The sequence below is a fragment of the Companilactobacillus sp. FL22-3 genome, assembly GCF_054881455.1.
In genome coordinates this window covers 1-15,284 of the sequence record NZ_JBTYYZ010000009.1, presented here as the reverse complement: position 1 = coordinate 15,284, position 15,284 = coordinate 1, and the positions used below count along the sequence as shown (strand labels likewise).

Below are 15,284 nucleotides of genomic sequence, written 5' to 3'. Positions count from 1 at the left end.
TCCACAAAGGGCGTGGATAATTCGTGATGCTAGGCAAATGCTCGAAATCAGAACGTCGGCCTCCGCTCTCTATTGAAATGAGCTACACAAGCCAATTTCTTGCGGTTTACTACGACTTATAAATCACACGCAAAAAACGCGTGCAATTCATAGGTCTAGGTAAATCCTCAGAAATTCCCAGGCTTGTTTCGCTCTCTAGTTAATATACTTCAGTTCTTTTGATGTATGTGTAAATGGTTCGCAACCGTCTTCTGTGATGTAAACGCAGTCTTCGATTCTTACTCCGGCTTCGTTTGGAATATAGATTCCTGGTTCGATTGAGAAGCACATGCCTGGTTTTAAGACCATGTCATTGCCTTCCATGATTGATGGGAATTCGTGTTCTGAAGTTCCCATTCCGTGTCCTAAACGGTGAATGAAGTATTCGCCATAACCGGCTTTGCTGATGATGTCTCTGGCTACTTTGTCTAGCTCTGCGGCGGTGATGCCTGGTTTAGCAGCGTCCATTGCTGCATATTGGGCTTCTAAGTCGACCTTGTAGATATCGAGGGCTTTTTCATTTGGTTGTCCAAAAGCTACGGTTCTGGAAGCGTCACTGATATAACCATTATGAACGGTTCCCAGGTCGAATAAGATCAATTCGTCTTTCTTGATAGGATTCTTTTCTGGTCCACCATGTGGGTTAGCCGCATTGGCACCTGCTTGGACGATGGTGTCGAAGCTCATGTGCATAACGCCTTTTTTCATCATCGCATATTCAATTTCAGCGACGATTTCTTGTTCAGTACGTCCTTCTTTGATTGCATTAAAGGCTACTGAAAAGGCATAGTCTGCTTCTTCACCGGCAGCTTTTAATTCAGCAATTTCTTCAGGAGTTTTAATTAGCTTGGCATTTTCCATGTAGCGTGAGAGGTTCACTGGGAATTTTGCGTCTGGGAATTGGTTAGTCAAAGCTTCGAGCTTTTGAACTGACATGTCGTCTTTTTCAATTCCCCAGTTGATTGGAGAACCGGCCACGTCTTTAATATGACCTGCCATTAATGCAAATGGATCTTCGTGATCGAGATAACCGAAAACGTCTTTGTCCCAGCCAGCTTCTTTGGCTGCTTCAACCTCTAGTTGAGGGGCAAACATAAATGGATCTTTGTTTGGGAAAACTAGAAGGGCAAGAATTCTTTCCACAGGGTCGCTATAGAACCCGGTAAAATAATTGATATCAGTTGGATTAGAGATATAGGCTGCATCGAGATTATTTTGCGCCAAATATTCTTGTAGTGCGATGAGTTGTTTCTTCATGAAAATTCTCCTTTACGTAAAGATTTATCTGTAGTATATCACTGAAAATGATTTTCTTTTTGAAAAAATATGAAAACATACCCCAATAAAGTAGAAACCGCTTGCAAAATGTAAAGATGTTTGCTAAATTAGAGATAATTAATGAAAATATTGTTTGAGAGAGTGAATATTAATGGACAAAAAAGTGATTACAATCTATGACGTAGCTGAAGCTGCTAATGTTTCAATGGCAACTATCTCACGTGTTGTGAACGGCAACGCCAATGTAAAGGAAGAAACAAGAAAACGTGTTTTGGAAGTTATTGATCGTTTAAATTATCGTCCTAATGCGGTTGCTCGTGGTTTAGCAAGTAAGAAGAGTACAACTATTGGTGTAATTTTACCTGATATCACTAATCTATATTATGCATCTTTAGCTAAGGGTATTGACGATGTTGCTTCCATGTACAAGTACAATATTATCTTAACTAGTTTACAAGAATCTGTTGGTGATGAAGAACAAATCTTGAATAATTTGTTATCAAAACAAGTTGACGGTTTGATTTACATGGGCAAACAATTGTCTAAGAAATTGAAACGTATCCTTGCTAACTCAAAGACACCAATCGTTTTAGCCGGTTCAGTCGACAAAAACAATGAAAGTGCTAGTGTAAACATTGATTTTACTGATGCCGTAGCTAGTGTTGTTGGTCAGTTGGCTCAAAATGGTCACAAGAAGATCGCCTTTGTCGGTGGTAGCCTTGAAAATCCTATCGATGGTAAATACAGATTAGATGGCTACAAGAAGGCTTTGAAGAAAGCTCGTTTGAATTTCTCTTCTAACTTGGTCTTTGAAGCAGAATATTCTGTCAGAGCAGGTGAATCAATTTGGGATGCCATTCAAAGTAGTGGTGTTACAGCAGCTTATGTCACTGATGACTTGTTGGCAGCAGGTATTTTGAACTCAGCTATTAAAGCTGGAGTTAAGATCCCTGATGACTTCGAACTTATCACAAGTAACGATACAGTTCTTTGTGAAGTCACACGTCCAAAGATGAGTTCAATCGAGGAACCACTTTATGATATCGGTGCCGTTTCTATGCGTCTGCTTACAAAGATGATGAATCAAGAACAAATCGATGAAAATACTATTAAATTGCCATATAGCATTGTCAAACGTGGTTCAACAAAATAACTAGAGTTTTTGACAAATTTTTGATCAATTAATATAAAAGAGGATCTAATTTAAATTAGGTCCTCTTTTTGTCAGCACTTTTTTGCTTGTGCAAGTCCCAAATGATTACCACAATATAGCCGAAAGCTACTAGTGAAAGTCCACCTGTGATAACTGAGCTTAATTCGTATGGTAGGTCAACGAAACCGCCAAGAATCGAGTAGAGGGTATTTAGCAAAACAATCGTAGCTAAGGTCATGCTCTTGTCCCATAACTTAATGTTGTGCTTTAATTTATAACCGATCACTACACCAATGAAAGCAACTAAAATTACTGCCACGATGTAGAGGGTATTTTGTAGAAAACTTGGACTGAAATACATGCCTGATTTATCTCCTCATGATTCAAAGTAATATTTTTATTTTAGCACAAGATGCTAATTGAAAAAGTAATCTAATCAATTTGTTATTTGAAAATGACTTTTGTGAAATAAAAAATGCTCTCCGGTTCAATTAAGAATCGGGGAGCATTTGGTTAAATACGATAAATCAATAATTATCTATTCACCAACGCTTGGCGTATTACCAGTTTCGGCATTGCCTATGACTGTATCGCCGGTGGAAGCATTGGAATTATCAGTTGAAGTTGTTCCAGAATTACCAGTTGAAGTGGAGCCTGTTGTTTCGTTTCCTGAACTAGAACCTGTACCTGATCCGGTTCCGGTTTCGGTGGTTCCATTCGTAGTCGTGGAATTATTCTGAGAAGTCTCTGTCGAGCTATTGCGGTTAGTTGTAACTTGGGCAGAATCGTTGCTGTTAGTACTGTTACTAAAGCCAGAAGTCCGTCCACTACCATTTTCGTTCGCCAATTCTTCAGCGGACTTGTCACTCGAACCAACTTGTTTAACAACGGCGTAGCCATTATCGCGTCCAAAGTAGTTGTCCCAGAATAGCTTGTAGTTCTTTTCTTTACCACCGATAGCAAAGTCGCTGTAAGACATCGATTTTGGTGAACCTTTGTAGTAAAGCGAATTTGCTGTATGTTGGTTGACCTTGGTTGTAATACCGTTATAGCCAATCGAGCCAGTGTAAGTACCAGTTTCCTTATCAACTTTATAAGAACTAACACCACTAGGTTTTTGGAAAGTTGAACCAGTGTCAAAGTAGCTCTTATTTTCTTGATACATTGCATTAGCCATATTCGCCCACAACTCTTGGTTAATATCGGTTGAATTACTACTTAGATTGTAATTATTTCCGTAGAAATTATCGTAACCGATCCATGAAGCTAAAGTGACACCTTGAGTACTACCAATGAACCAGTTATCACGGTAATCATTTGAAGTACCAGTCTTACCAAAGAGGTTCTTCGTACTGAAGTTAGCCTCATATGATAATGCTGAAGCAGTACCTTTAGTAACAACGCCGTGAAGCATATTTTTAATGATATATGAAGTTTCTTTGGTGAAGACCTTGGTCTTTTTACCTTTGTGTTGATAGATCTTTTCACCAGAAGGTGCAGTAACATCTGTGATCACGTAAGGGTCGACATGCACACCCTTATTAGCGAAAGTTGAGAAAGCACTAGCTTGTTGTAAGACTGTCACACCATTGGCAGTACCACCCAAAGTAATACCTAGTTGACTGTATTCTTTGTCGGTTAAGTTAATGCCCATCTTCGACATGTATTTTTTCGAGCTGACACCGTGTTGTCTGATGTAGTTATAAAGGTTAACCGATGGAATATTGTAAGATTCTTCCAAAGTCTCTCGAGCTGAAACAAAGCGGTTTTGAATCGTTTCGCCATAGTCAGTTGGAGAGTAGCCTTTATATTTCGTCTTGAAATCGGCGAGCATCGTTTGGGTTCCAATTAATCCATTTTCAATTGCTGGAGCAAAGGTGATCAGTGGCTTGATTGATGAACCAGGTGATCTTTGAGTATCAAAAGCATGGTTCAATTGCGATTTCTTGAAGTTAACACCACCGACGAAAGCAATTACCTGTCCAGTCTTATTATCGAGCAGCACCGAACCATTTTGTACTGGTTCAGCGACCTTGATTGGTTTACCAGTCGTAGGATCGGTTGCATCGTCAGTATGGCTTGTTCCAAGATTACCCTTAAATTGTTGAACTTGTTGATTCATAGCAATGTACATATCTTTGTCGATCGTACTGTGAATCTGATAGTTCTTGTTGTGCAATTCAGTATCGGCTTGAGTATAGTACTTTTCATAAAGATTCTTATCTTTTTTAATATCACTATACTTGAGACCATCGTTTTTAACTAAACGCTTGATCAAAATTGTTCGAGCTTGTTGAGTCAATAAGTTATAAACATAACCGTATTTGATTTCCTTTGTGCTTGCTGATGCAGGCTTGAGAAAATCGCTCTTGAGATCAAATTTGCGGGCCTGATTGTATTGTGCTTCTGTAATTTGATTGTCACGATACATCCGATACAAAACGACATTTTTACGTTTGAGTCCTAGACTGATATCATCTTTGAACTTACCCTTAGAACCATCTTGAGAATAGTCATATGGGGTATATATCGAAGGACTTTGTGGTAAGCCGGCGATAAAAGCTGATTCAGCAATATTTAAATCACTAGCATTTTTGCCAAATAATCCTTGTGCTGCCGCTTGGACCCCTTGGATATTTTGTCCCTTATTATTACGCCCAAAAGTGGCTGCATTCAAATAGTCTTCGAGGATCTCTTTTTTACTAAAGTATTTATCGACACGCATGGCTAGAAAAATTTCGACAGCCTTACGTTTCCATGTAGTTTCAGACGAAAGCATCTGCATTTTAACAGTTTGCTGAGTCAAGGTTGAGCCACCAGTTTGCGCCCCAATACCGGTAACGTCAGAAATAACCGCTCTAAAAATTGACTTAGGAACGACACCTTTATGACGATAAAAGTCACTATCTTCAGTGGAGATAATTGCTTTTGTCAAATATGGTGACATTTGAGAAAGAGAAATTTTCTTACCCTCTAAGTCTTTTTGAAGATTTTCAATTTTTTGACCATCAGCAAAATATAAAGTAGCTGAATTATTAACATCTTGAAGTTCAGTCTTCATTTCATGTTTAGTAGGTACAGCTACTTGGGAAGTCAAAGCAGACACGTAACCTAAACCTAAACCGATTGATAAACTCACAAGAATCAAAAGTCCCGCAAGTGAATAAAGAATGATTCTTCTGATAACTTCAATAGTTAGATTAGCTCTCTTAGCAAAGTCCGACCAGCTATGGATACTTTTAAAGCTGTTGACAATGCTATTCCATAAATTTTTCACTTTTAAATAAGCTCCCTTAAAAAGTTACATACCGTAATTATATAATAAAATCGATTTAGAAGTGTAAAAACAAAAAAAGTTCTGTAGAAAAGAACCTCTACAGAACTTTCAAGTATTTACTTAACTAAGCGGTAAATGGCGTCTGCGTAGATAGCAGTTGATTTTAATAGCTTATCGATATTTATATATTCATTAGGTTGGTGCATGACATTTTCATCGCCAGGGAACATTGCACCGTAGGCAATACCATGTTTCAAAATTCGTCCATAAGTTCCGCCACCGACAGTAAATGGTTCGGTTTGGTCATCAGTGTGGTCTCGATAGGCACCTACTAAGGCTTGTACTAATGGATCATCACTAGCAACAAAGTGAGGTAGCTGATTGTGACCTTCAATGGCTGCGGAAATATTATTTGGCAAAGCTTGATTGATTTTTTCAGTCAATGTTTCGCCAGTATCACCCTTAGGATAGCGAATGTTTAAGAGCAAGCTGGCTTTTTGAGCGTCGTATTCATAAATATTAGGAGAAACTGTTAATTCACCCATAACTTCATCTTTGTTGGCAATACCAAGATTTTTACCCGCAAAGTCTAAGTGTAATCTGTCAGCAATGAATCCAAAGTAAGTCTGTTCGCTGTCATTTAAGTCAAATTCAGTCAGCAATTTGGCTAAATAGGTAGCTGCATTGATACCATTGAATGGTTCCATCGCATGAGCACCTTTACCAATGATTTTAAGCGTGGCAACGTCGTCGTTAATTTCGACGCTTCCTTTGATTTCGGGATGACTGTCGAGAAATTGGTTCAATTTAGCTTTGACATCTTCCGCAGAGACGACATTTAAATCGAGTTTTGCTTCAGCATTTTGAGGAACCATGTTAGGTCTAATACCAGCTGTAAATTGTTTAACCAAATTAATAACTGGTTTGTCGAAAGTAACTCTAAAGGAAACGATTCCCTTTTCGCCATTAATGGCAGGGAATTCAGCATCAGGTGAGAAACCAGTTTCAGGCATAGTTTCTTTTTCCATATAGTGGTTAATGCCGACCCATTCGCTTTCTTCATCAGTACCAAGAATCAATTGGATACTTTTTTTCATTGGCAAATTTAGTTCTTTGATAATTTTCATAGCATAGTAAGCGGCTAAACCTGGTCCTTTATCGTCAGCAGCTCCACGAGCATAAAAATTACCGTCTTTGATTACCGGTTCAAATGGGTTAGTGTCCCAGCCTGGACCTTCAGGAACGACATCGACGTGAGATAAAATTGCAATAGCTTCGTCGCTATCTCCTAATTCGATTCTCCCGGCTAAATTATCGACATTTTTGGTTGCAAAGCCATCACGGTCCGCAAAATGCAAGAACGTCTGTAAGGCTTTGGCTGGTCCGGGTCCTAGTGGAAAATCACTAGTTTTGTGTTCAATATCTCTGGAACTGTCAATACTTACTAATTCTGAAAGATCATTTATCAATTCATCTGAACGATGTGAAACTTCTTTCTCCCAATCTATAGACATGTATCTTTGACCTCCACACGATTTTTTTATATTTTACCAAAGGTTGCCATTAAAGGCTAATTTACCTAAATTTTGTTTATGGAATCGGTGTCATGAAGCGAGGAAAAGTCGATATAAAAATTGTTGACATCCTTGATTAAATCAGCATTTTTGATCGATTGATCCGTCGGAACTTTAAAGTTAGCAAAAGTTTGGCGCAAGTCGATGTTTTTGATTCTTTGGCCAGTCGGTAATTCTTGATAACCGGCTAAAGAAGTGTTGCCGAGATATGATTCAGGATTCAATTGGATCAAAACATTTCTAGCATTGATCCAGCCATCTTTTAATTTCAGCCAAGTTTGCGTACCGATTTTTTGGACCGTAATAATTTGTTGTGGTTGATTGACATTCAAACGGTTGACGATTGAACTTGAATCATTCGGGTCGCTATAAAGGTAGTTATCAGGCTGTTGATTGCGGAAAACTGCCTTAGAGCCAAAGTATTGCCGCAGATCTTTCAGAGCAAACTCTGAATTGAAGCCGGTTGCGTTGGCAAATTTATTTTCACCTAGTTGCACGTACTTTTCGCCATTAAACTTAATAATATTAGTGATGTGATATCCTCCTAGGGGAGTGACATACTTATCAGTTTTGATCAGGCGATAGGGATTCTCATAGATAACTTCTTTTTGACTGCTGAAATAATAAACATTTTGATTCAAAGCCTCAGATTTAGATTGATCTTTCAATTCCCGATATTCATTACCAGTTGCGGGATAGTTCGTCACCACTCCATCAATAGGCATGTTGATCAAAGTATTCCATTTTTTGGGACTTTCATTCATTTCATCCCAAACATAGACCTTTTTGCCCATGAAGTGCATGGTATTGATAATTTCTGGTGTGACGATGTTCGAAGATAAATTGACGCCAGTGACATATTGCAAAATATCGAAATTGATCCGTTTGGTGGAACCAGCAATGAAAATTCTTGGGATGTCAGGCATCAGTTTAGCTTCGTTTTCCATGCTGTGGACAGAGAAGGAATGGAACATAACTCGATCTTGCATGCCATTTTCATCGATAACTTGTTTGAGTAATTCCTCCATATTTTGAGGATTACCCTTTTTGGTTTTCTTCGTTTCAATGAGAAATTTTGCTTTAGGATTATTCTTATAATGCTGAAAAACTTGATTCAAACTGTGGATCGGTTCACCATTTTTTTGTTGAAGTTGAGCGAGTTCAGAAAAGTTATGTTCGGACACGATTGCGGAAGTTCCCGTTACCCGCTCTAAGTCACGATCATGTGAGACAACTAAGACGTTATCTTTGGACTCGTGAATATCCAATTCCACGTAATCAGCACCTTCAGAAAAAGCTTTATCGAAACTTTCAAAGGTTTCTTCGGGGGCATTGATTGGATCACCACGATGGCCGATGACTGTAAAGCCACTGGCAAAAATAAAGATAAACGAGGCCAGTAGTATTTTAAAAAGATTGAAACTTTTTGAGACCATAATTAACTCCCTAATTTTTTAGATATTATATACTAGAGACAGTAGTAAATTGTGAGGTATTTATAAATGGACAATGAAAAACAAACCTTAGATATGATTGAGCAGATAACTCGTAACGATGGCACCAAATATTACGAGCTTGCCAATATCGTAATGAACGGTCGTGCTGAGAAGGCTGCCGAGTTGGGAATGATTAAAGAAGTACGGATTCTCAAACTTAATATTCCACATTCTTCAGCTGTCAGCATTTACGAGGATTACGTTAACGAAAATTATACCGTTCCACCAATGAATTTAAAAGAATGGGTTGAATATAAGAAACCTGCTGGTAAAGTCTTGGATGCCTTCAATGATATTTTGAAAGCTAATCATATTACTTCAGATAATAAGGAAGAAGCAAATAACTAATGAATTATTTTATCGCTGATACACATTTTTATCATTATCAATTGTTACAGCCAAATAATTTTGCCCCACGCCATTTTGGTAACGTCGAGGAAATGAATCAAGCCATGATTGAGGCCTGGAATGCTCGTGTTGATGAAAATGATCGCGTCTACCATTTGGGGGACATTTCGATGCGTCCTAAGAATACGCCAACTGATGAAGAAACATATGAAATTTTGCGCCAATTGAATGGTCATATTACTTTAATTAAAGGCAATCATGACTATCGTTCACTCTTCAAATATGTTGATAAACATAATCAGCTTTTAAGTGATGGCAAGCCTAGATTTGAATTTGAAGATGTCGGCTCATTATTAAAGTTTGATCATCATCAATTTTATTGTACGCATTATCCCATGCTTTTAGGCAAGGTTGAAAAGATCATCAATTTACATGGTCATATTCATCACTACAGCGTGCCCATTGCTGAAAATATCAATGTGGGTGTCGATGCACCTGAAAGAGAATACTTGTCAGAAGATTTGCCTTGGGGTTCACCATTACGAGGCGAAGAGATTTTGGAGATGTATGATAAGAAGAAACAGGATTTGGCTAATTTGCAAAGAAAGTAGGATATTATGGAACAAATTCAAATAGTGCATACGAACGATTTACATTCCCATTTCGAAAACTTTCCGAGAGTGGCCCGTTTTATTGACGAGTCACGCCAAAAAAGTCTAGCCGATGAGTTTTATTTATTCGACATTGGTGATGCCTCTGACCGAGCTCATCCGTTGACTGAAGCTACCAATGGTCAAGCCAATATTGAATGGATGAATCCCTTGCATTATGATGCGGTAACGATTGGAAATAATGAGGGCCTAGGCAATAGTCATGAAGAGTTGGAACATTTGTATGATCACGCCCAATTTCCAGTAGTTCTGAACAATCTCTATGAAGAAAATCCATCTCGTTTGGCTGATTTTGCTAAGCCAGTGGAGAAATTCACCACCAAGCAAGGTACCAAAATTGGAGTGATGGGCTTAACGGCACCTTATATTTTGACTTATCCTTTGTTAAATTGGGATATTAGATTAATTCAAGAGATGCTGCCTAAGTCGTTACGTTTGGTTGAAGACTGTGATGTAATCATTTTATTGTCGCATTTAGGTGTCTCAATGGATCGTTTGATTGCCCAAAAGCATCCAGAAATTGATTTGATCATCGGTTCCCATTCCCATCACTTATTTCCTAAGGGAGAACTGGATAATGGTGTTTTGTTGGCAGCTGCCGGTAAGTACGGGCAAAATATCGGGACCATTAATCTAGAATTGGATGACGATAAAAAAATAGTTAAGAAGTCAGCTTTTACCGTGGCGACAGATAGTTTGAACCAGTTGCCCAGCGACGAAAAGTGGATCAAGCAACAATTTGATTTGGGTGAACAGTTACTGGATCAAAAGAAGGTCGCCAATTTGCCCAAGACATTAAGCAGCAATTATCTTGATTCCAACTCCATTATTCAAGAGGCTTTAAGTGCCGTTCAAGACTTTGCTCAAACTGACGTAGCAGTGTTGAGTTCAGGGTTATTTTTAGCCGATTTGCCAAAAGGAATTATTTCTGAGAAAAATCTCCATGATGTCTTGCCACATGCTATTCATGTCTTGAAAACAACGATGACAGGGGACAATGTTTGGCGATTAGTTATGGAAATGGAAAAGAATCGACTCTTTTTGCGTAATCATTTACAAAAAGGGATGGGTTTTCGTGGTAAGATATTTGGCGAACTGGTTTATCGTGGCATAGAAATAGATAGTAAACGAAATGTCTACATAAATGGTAAAGAATTAGAAAAAGATCGAGAATATACTTTAGCTTTATTGGATCATTATTTGTTTGTACCATACTTTCCTTCGATTGAAATCGCGGGCGATAATGAAATTATGTATCCTAAATTCTTGCGAAATGTATTCGGCGATTACTTGAAGAAAAAATATCCGATTTGAGGTGATTACTTGCAAGAAATTGAGGACAATAAAGAAGCCACAAAATTGGTCGATCTGATCAAACTGGATGATAATTTGATAACTATTAATAAAACCCAGTATCGAGTCGTAGAAAACCATGACGGTGGCTTTAATAAGGAACGAATTGAAGAACGTTACAATAATGTTTTGGAAAAGTATGATTTTATTGTTGGCGATTGGGGCTATGACCAATTACGTTTTAAGGGTTTTTATGAAGATGAAAGACAAGAGAGTACCTTAGATAATCGTATTTCTCATCTGGAAGATTATTTGTTAGAGTACTGTAATTTTGGCTGCGCTTATTTTGTTTTGGAAAAAGTTAAGAAAGCGCCATTGAAGCGTCATCATCGTAAGAGTACGAATCGGGTTACCCATAATAGTACGCACAATCATAAATTCAAGACTAGAACGACCGGTAAAAAGGCTGAACAACATAAGCCAAAACAAGTCCGTAACAAGCAGCATAAGAACAATAAAGTTTCCAAACGGCATGTGCCAACTAAGAAAACGACTAGTTCAACCAAGAAAGCTTTTAAAATTAGAAAAATAGGTGAATAGAATAAATGAAGTATCAAACATATTTAATTGATTTAGATGGAACAATGTATCGTGGTAAGGATAAGATTCCTGAAGCTAAAATTTTCATCGACAATTTGAACCAAGCAGGGATTGATTATTATTTCCTTACAAACAATACAACCAAGACTCCACAGCAAGTGGCTGATAATTTGGTCAACAATCATCAGATTACCGCCCATTCGCAACAAATTTTGACGCCATCTTTAGCAACTGCTGCATATATTCAAAATATGTTTGGTGATGAGATCGAGAATCACAGTGCTTATGTGATCGGTGAATTTGGTTTAAAGAAAGCTGTTTTTGGTACAGGTATCAAATTGAATGAGTATGATCCTGATGTGGTGATCGTCGGTTTAGATTATGACGTAACCTATCATAAATTTGAATTAGCAACTTTAGCAATCAAACGTGGAGCCTTCTTTATTGGAACGAACGCTGATACTAACTTGCCTAACGAACGTGGTCTAGTTCCAGGAGCTGGTTCAGTCATTTCATTGGTTGAAACTTCGACTCAACAAAAGGCTCATTATATCGGTAAACCTGAACGTGATATTATTGATTTTGCAGTCAAAGCCTGTGATTTTGATCCTAAAAAAGCCGTGATTGTGGGCGATAATTATAATACTGATATTAAATGTGGAATCAATGCCGGTGTTGATACACTGTGGGTCAATACTGGTGTCAGTACGCATGAAGACATTGACAATGCACCAATCAAGCCAACACATCAAGTAGAAAGTCTGGATCAATGGGATGTCTAATTCGCAAAAGGATTTCTTTTATACGATTGCTTTAGCTTTTTTTATCTTAACGGCGGCAATCAGTATTACGATTTTTGCTAGTTATGGATTATTTGCTTTTGATATTAAACATTACTATTTAGAGCAAGCGGTCGGGATGAAGTACGGCACGATTATGAAAAATTATGCCCAGATGATGGATTATTTGATCAATCCGTTTAATTGGCATTGGCATCTGAGTGATTTTGCTTCTTCGCCAGCCGGTCGATTGCACTTTTTAGATTGTAAAAAGCTTTTCTTACTGAACTTTGGCGTATTTATCATTTCAGGGATTATTGTAGCCAAGTTTCGTAAAGTTAGAGCTCATTTCAATCGAGTCTTTTTGTGGATCGGCATTGTCGGTATTGTATTAGCCGTTTTGATGTTACTCAACTTTGATGAATTCTTCGTTGTTTTTCATGAAGTCTTATTCAGAAACAGCGATTGGTTATTTGATCCGAATAAGGATCCAATCATTAATGTCTTGCCAGAAGAGTTTTTCACCCAGTGTTTTGTATTGTTCTTCATCATCTTCGAAGGTTGGAACTTTTGGCAAGCTAAAACTAAAAGAGCTTAGGGATTTTCCCTAAGCTCTTTTTTTACGATTTTTAATAGCAGTGATAAGGATTGGAATCAATGAGACAATAACGATTCCAATAATGATCATTGAGAAATGATCTTGTACCACTGGAATCCCACCGAAGAGATAACCAGCAGCAGAACAGATCAATACCCAGAGGAAGGCTCCAATAAAATTGAATTTCAAGAAGATTCCATAATGCATTGTTCCACTACCAGCTACGAATGGAACAAAAGTTCTGATCAAGGGGATGAAACGACCGATGGCGATTGTTTTGCCACCGTGTTTTTCAAAGAACCGATGCGCTTCATCTAAATGCTCTTTATTGATTAACTTACTGAGATATTTATTCCTCGTCGCGTATTCACCGAAGTGTTCGCCAATCTCATAATTCATTGAATCTCCCAAAACCGCCGCGGCTAGGAAAATCAAAAACATTAACCAACCAATCAATCCATACTTTGGATTAGCAGCCAAAGCCATGGCTGCAAAAATCAGTGAGTCACCAGGAAGAAATGGTAAGATAACGACTCCAGTTTCAATAAAGATAATTAAAAACAGTATTAAGTATGTCCAAAGGCCAAAGTTATTTACGATATTAACCATGTGGTGGTCAATATGTAAGATAAAGTCAACCAAACCCATTATGTAGCTCAATCAATCAACTCCAGAATTCAAATTAAACTTTATTATACCAGCTTAACTTAAAATATTTTTAAAAATAAAGTAAATTAAGGATTATTTCTCAAAGATCGAGGTACTGTGTTCGAAATAATCTTTGTTAGGATAGAGATTTCTTAAGGCTTTAGTAACAGCCATTGGTCCTTCAGCAAAGGCTGTGGCAATTAATTGTAGTTTGCCAGGGTAAGTGACGATATCACCTATTGCAAAGACATCTGGTAAATTGGTTTCCATTTCTGAGGTGACTTTAATGAAAGGACCTTCCAGTTCTAGATTCCAATCTCTCAAAATTTTAGAATCAGAGATGAAACCATAGTTAACGAGTAATTTATCCGCCGTGACAACTTTTATTTCTTCAGACTTGATCATCTTGAGAGTAACGTCGATTTTTTGCGGTTGCTCTGGATTTAGCTGTACGTCTTTGATAATATATGGATTCAATTGTTCGACTGTCGAATGATCCAATTGGTCAACACTGGATTCCATGGCACGATATCTGTTACGACGATGAATCAGGGATGTATGTTTTGCAATTTTAGAAAGATTGATGGCCCAGTCAACAGCGGAGTCACCACCACCAGCAACTAATACATCTTTATCTTTATAATCATTGATGTCATTGACGAAGTATGAGAGATTATTGTTTTCTTCTATAATAGGGTCATAATCGAAAGTTAGTTTACGAGGTTTGAAAGCTCCGTTACCGATAGCAATAATAATTGCCTTGGTATAGATAGTCTCTTTATTAGTAGTTAATTCCCATAAGCCATCTTTTCTTACTATAGAAGAAACCGAAGTATTGAGATATTGGTCAGAGTCCATTAAAGCTAGTTGGTCAGTTAATTGCTGAGTTAGATCAGTACCAGAGATCTTGGGTAAAGCACCGATATCGTAGATATGTTTTTGAGCGTAGAGAGTCTCTGGTTGACCACCAAGTTTAGGCAAGCTTTCAATTAAGGCCGTTTTAAGATTGCGTAGTCCGGCAAAGTAGGCTGCAAAGATCCCAGCAGGACCACCGCCGATAATAGAAATGTCATAAGTTTTGTCATTCATAAAATTAGTCACCGTTTTCTGTTATATTAGTATAGATATATTGTTGCACACTTGAAAATCAAAAAGGGAGGAAAATTGATGCGAATTGGAGAAAAGTTTCTTGGTACCATTTCTGGTATTCAGTCCTATGGAGTTTTTGTAAAGCTTGATGATGACCATCAAGGCTTGATTCATATTTCAGAACTAAAACATGGCTTCGTCTCAGACCTTGAAAAGCAATATCAAGTTGGTGATCAGATTGAAGTCATTGTAATGGGAATCGATGAATACAATCAAAAAATCAGCTTGTCGGTTAGAGCATTGGAACCGGAGAAAATCGGCCGACCTATTTTACATAAGCATTTCTGGACAAATTATCGGAATCATATTGGATATAAGACAGTCGCTGACCATAAAAGCGAGTGGGTAAAAGCTGCTAAAGAGCGGATTTCAGAAAAAAGA

At 37.9% G+C, this 15,284-nt stretch carries 15 protein-coding genes; 8 read left to right on the top strand and 7 right to left on the bottom strand.

The window, feature by feature from the left end:
• Nucleotides 1-195 precede the first annotated feature (195 nt).
• Nucleotides 196-1,296: a M24 family metallopeptidase gene (locus ACYT32_RS09015; RefSeq protein WP_395265886.1), complete on the bottom strand. Its 1,101-nt coding sequence runs from the start codon at nt 1,294-1,296 to the stop codon at nt 196-198.
• Nucleotides 1,297-1,468: 172 nt separating this feature from the next.
• Here ACYT32_RS09015 and ccpA point away from each other — a divergent pair, with 172 nt between their 5' ends.
• Complete coding sequence (ccpA, locus tag ACYT32_RS09010; RefSeq protein ID WP_395265887.1) at nt 1,469-2,470, top strand: catabolite control protein A; 1,002 nt, start codon at nt 1,469-1,471, stop codon at nt 2,468-2,470.
• Nucleotides 2,471-2,525: 55 nt separating this feature from the next.
• Here the strand turns inward: ccpA and ACYT32_RS09005 are convergent, their stop codons facing one another.
• The 4 genes from ACYT32_RS09005 to ACYT32_RS08990 form a co-directional block, all read right to left on the bottom strand.
• Nucleotides 2,526-2,831: a hypothetical protein gene (locus ACYT32_RS09005; protein ID WP_395265888.1), complete on the bottom strand. Its 306-nt coding sequence runs from the start codon at nt 2,829-2,831 to the stop codon at nt 2,526-2,528.
• 177 nt (nt 2,832-3,008) lie between these two features.
• Nucleotides 3,009-5,747: a transglycosylase domain-containing protein gene (locus ACYT32_RS09000; protein ID WP_395265889.1), complete on the bottom strand. Its 2,739-nt coding sequence runs from the start codon at nt 5,745-5,747 to the stop codon at nt 3,009-3,011.
• A 116-nt stretch (nt 5,748-5,863) separates the two neighbouring features.
• Nucleotides 5,864-7,261, bottom strand: coding sequence for a dipeptidase PepV (gene pepV, locus ACYT32_RS08995; RefSeq protein ID WP_395265890.1), 1,398 nt, complete (start codon nt 7,259-7,261; stop codon nt 5,864-5,866).
• Between the two features lie 65 nt (nt 7,262-7,326).
• On the bottom strand, nt 7,327-8,757 hold the full coding sequence (locus ACYT32_RS08990) for a glycerophosphodiester phosphodiesterase (protein WP_395265891.1): 1,431 nt from the start codon (nt 8,755-8,757) through the stop codon (nt 7,327-7,329).
• 66 nt (nt 8,758-8,823) lie between these two features.
• Here ACYT32_RS08990 and ACYT32_RS08985 point away from each other — a divergent pair, with 66 nt between their 5' ends.
• Genes ACYT32_RS08985 through ACYT32_RS08960 form a run of 6 tightly spaced genes read left to right on the top strand, consistent with a single transcriptional unit; the run spans nt 8,824 to nt 13,106 of the window.
• Nucleotides 8,824-9,165 (top strand): hypothetical protein, encoded by a 342-nt coding sequence (locus tag ACYT32_RS08985; RefSeq protein WP_395265892.1) that lies wholly within the window; start codon nt 8,824-8,826, stop codon nt 9,163-9,165.
• A complete protein-coding gene (locus ACYT32_RS08980) occupies nt 9,165-9,776 on the top strand; it encodes a metallophosphoesterase (RefSeq protein ID WP_395265893.1) in 612 nt (203 codons plus the stop codon). Before ACYT32_RS08985 ends, ACYT32_RS08980 begins: the two co-directional genes overlap by 1 nt.
• 6 nt (nt 9,777-9,782) lie before the next feature.
• Nucleotides 9,783-11,150 carry a bifunctional metallophosphatase/5'-nucleotidase gene (locus tag ACYT32_RS08975; protein ID WP_395265894.1) on the top strand — a complete coding sequence of 456 codons (1,368 nt, stop codon included), beginning with the start codon at nt 9,783-9,785 and terminating at the stop codon, nt 11,148-11,150.
• Nucleotides 11,151-11,159: 9 nt separating this feature from the next.
• A complete protein-coding gene (locus ACYT32_RS08970; RefSeq protein WP_395265895.1) occupies nt 11,160-11,729 on the top strand; it encodes a YutD family protein in 570 nt (189 codons plus the stop codon).
• A 5-nt stretch (nt 11,730-11,734) separates the two neighbouring features.
• Nucleotides 11,735-12,511 (top strand): TIGR01457 family HAD-type hydrolase, encoded by a 777-nt coding sequence (locus ACYT32_RS08965; RefSeq protein WP_395265896.1) that lies wholly within the window; start codon nt 11,735-11,737, stop codon nt 12,509-12,511.
• Nucleotides 12,504-13,106 (top strand): TIGR01906 family membrane protein, encoded by a 603-nt coding sequence (locus ACYT32_RS08960; RefSeq protein ID WP_395265897.1) that lies wholly within the window; start codon nt 12,504-12,506, stop codon nt 13,104-13,106. Before ACYT32_RS08965 ends, ACYT32_RS08960 begins: the two co-directional genes overlap by 8 nt.
• 9 nt (nt 13,107-13,115) lie before the next feature.
• On the opposite strand, the gene ACYT32_RS08955 is transcribed toward ACYT32_RS08960, so the two are convergent.
• On the bottom strand, nt 13,116-13,754 hold the full coding sequence (locus ACYT32_RS08955; protein ID WP_395265909.1) for a DedA family protein: 639 nt from the start codon (nt 13,752-13,754) through the stop codon (nt 13,116-13,118).
• 93 nt (nt 13,755-13,847) lie between these two features.
• Nucleotides 13,848-14,843 carry an NAD(P)/FAD-dependent oxidoreductase gene (locus tag ACYT32_RS08950; protein ID WP_395265899.1) on the bottom strand — a complete coding sequence of 332 codons (996 nt, stop codon included), beginning with the start codon at nt 14,841-14,843 and terminating at the stop codon, nt 13,848-13,850.
• A gap of 78 nt (nt 14,844-14,921) precedes the next feature.
• Between ACYT32_RS08950 and ACYT32_RS08945 the strand changes: the two genes are divergently transcribed.
• Nucleotides 14,922-15,284: CvfD/Ygs/GSP13 family RNA-binding post-transcriptional regulator (locus ACYT32_RS08945; RefSeq protein WP_395265900.1), on the top strand; the 363-nt coding region annotated here is incomplete at its 3' end.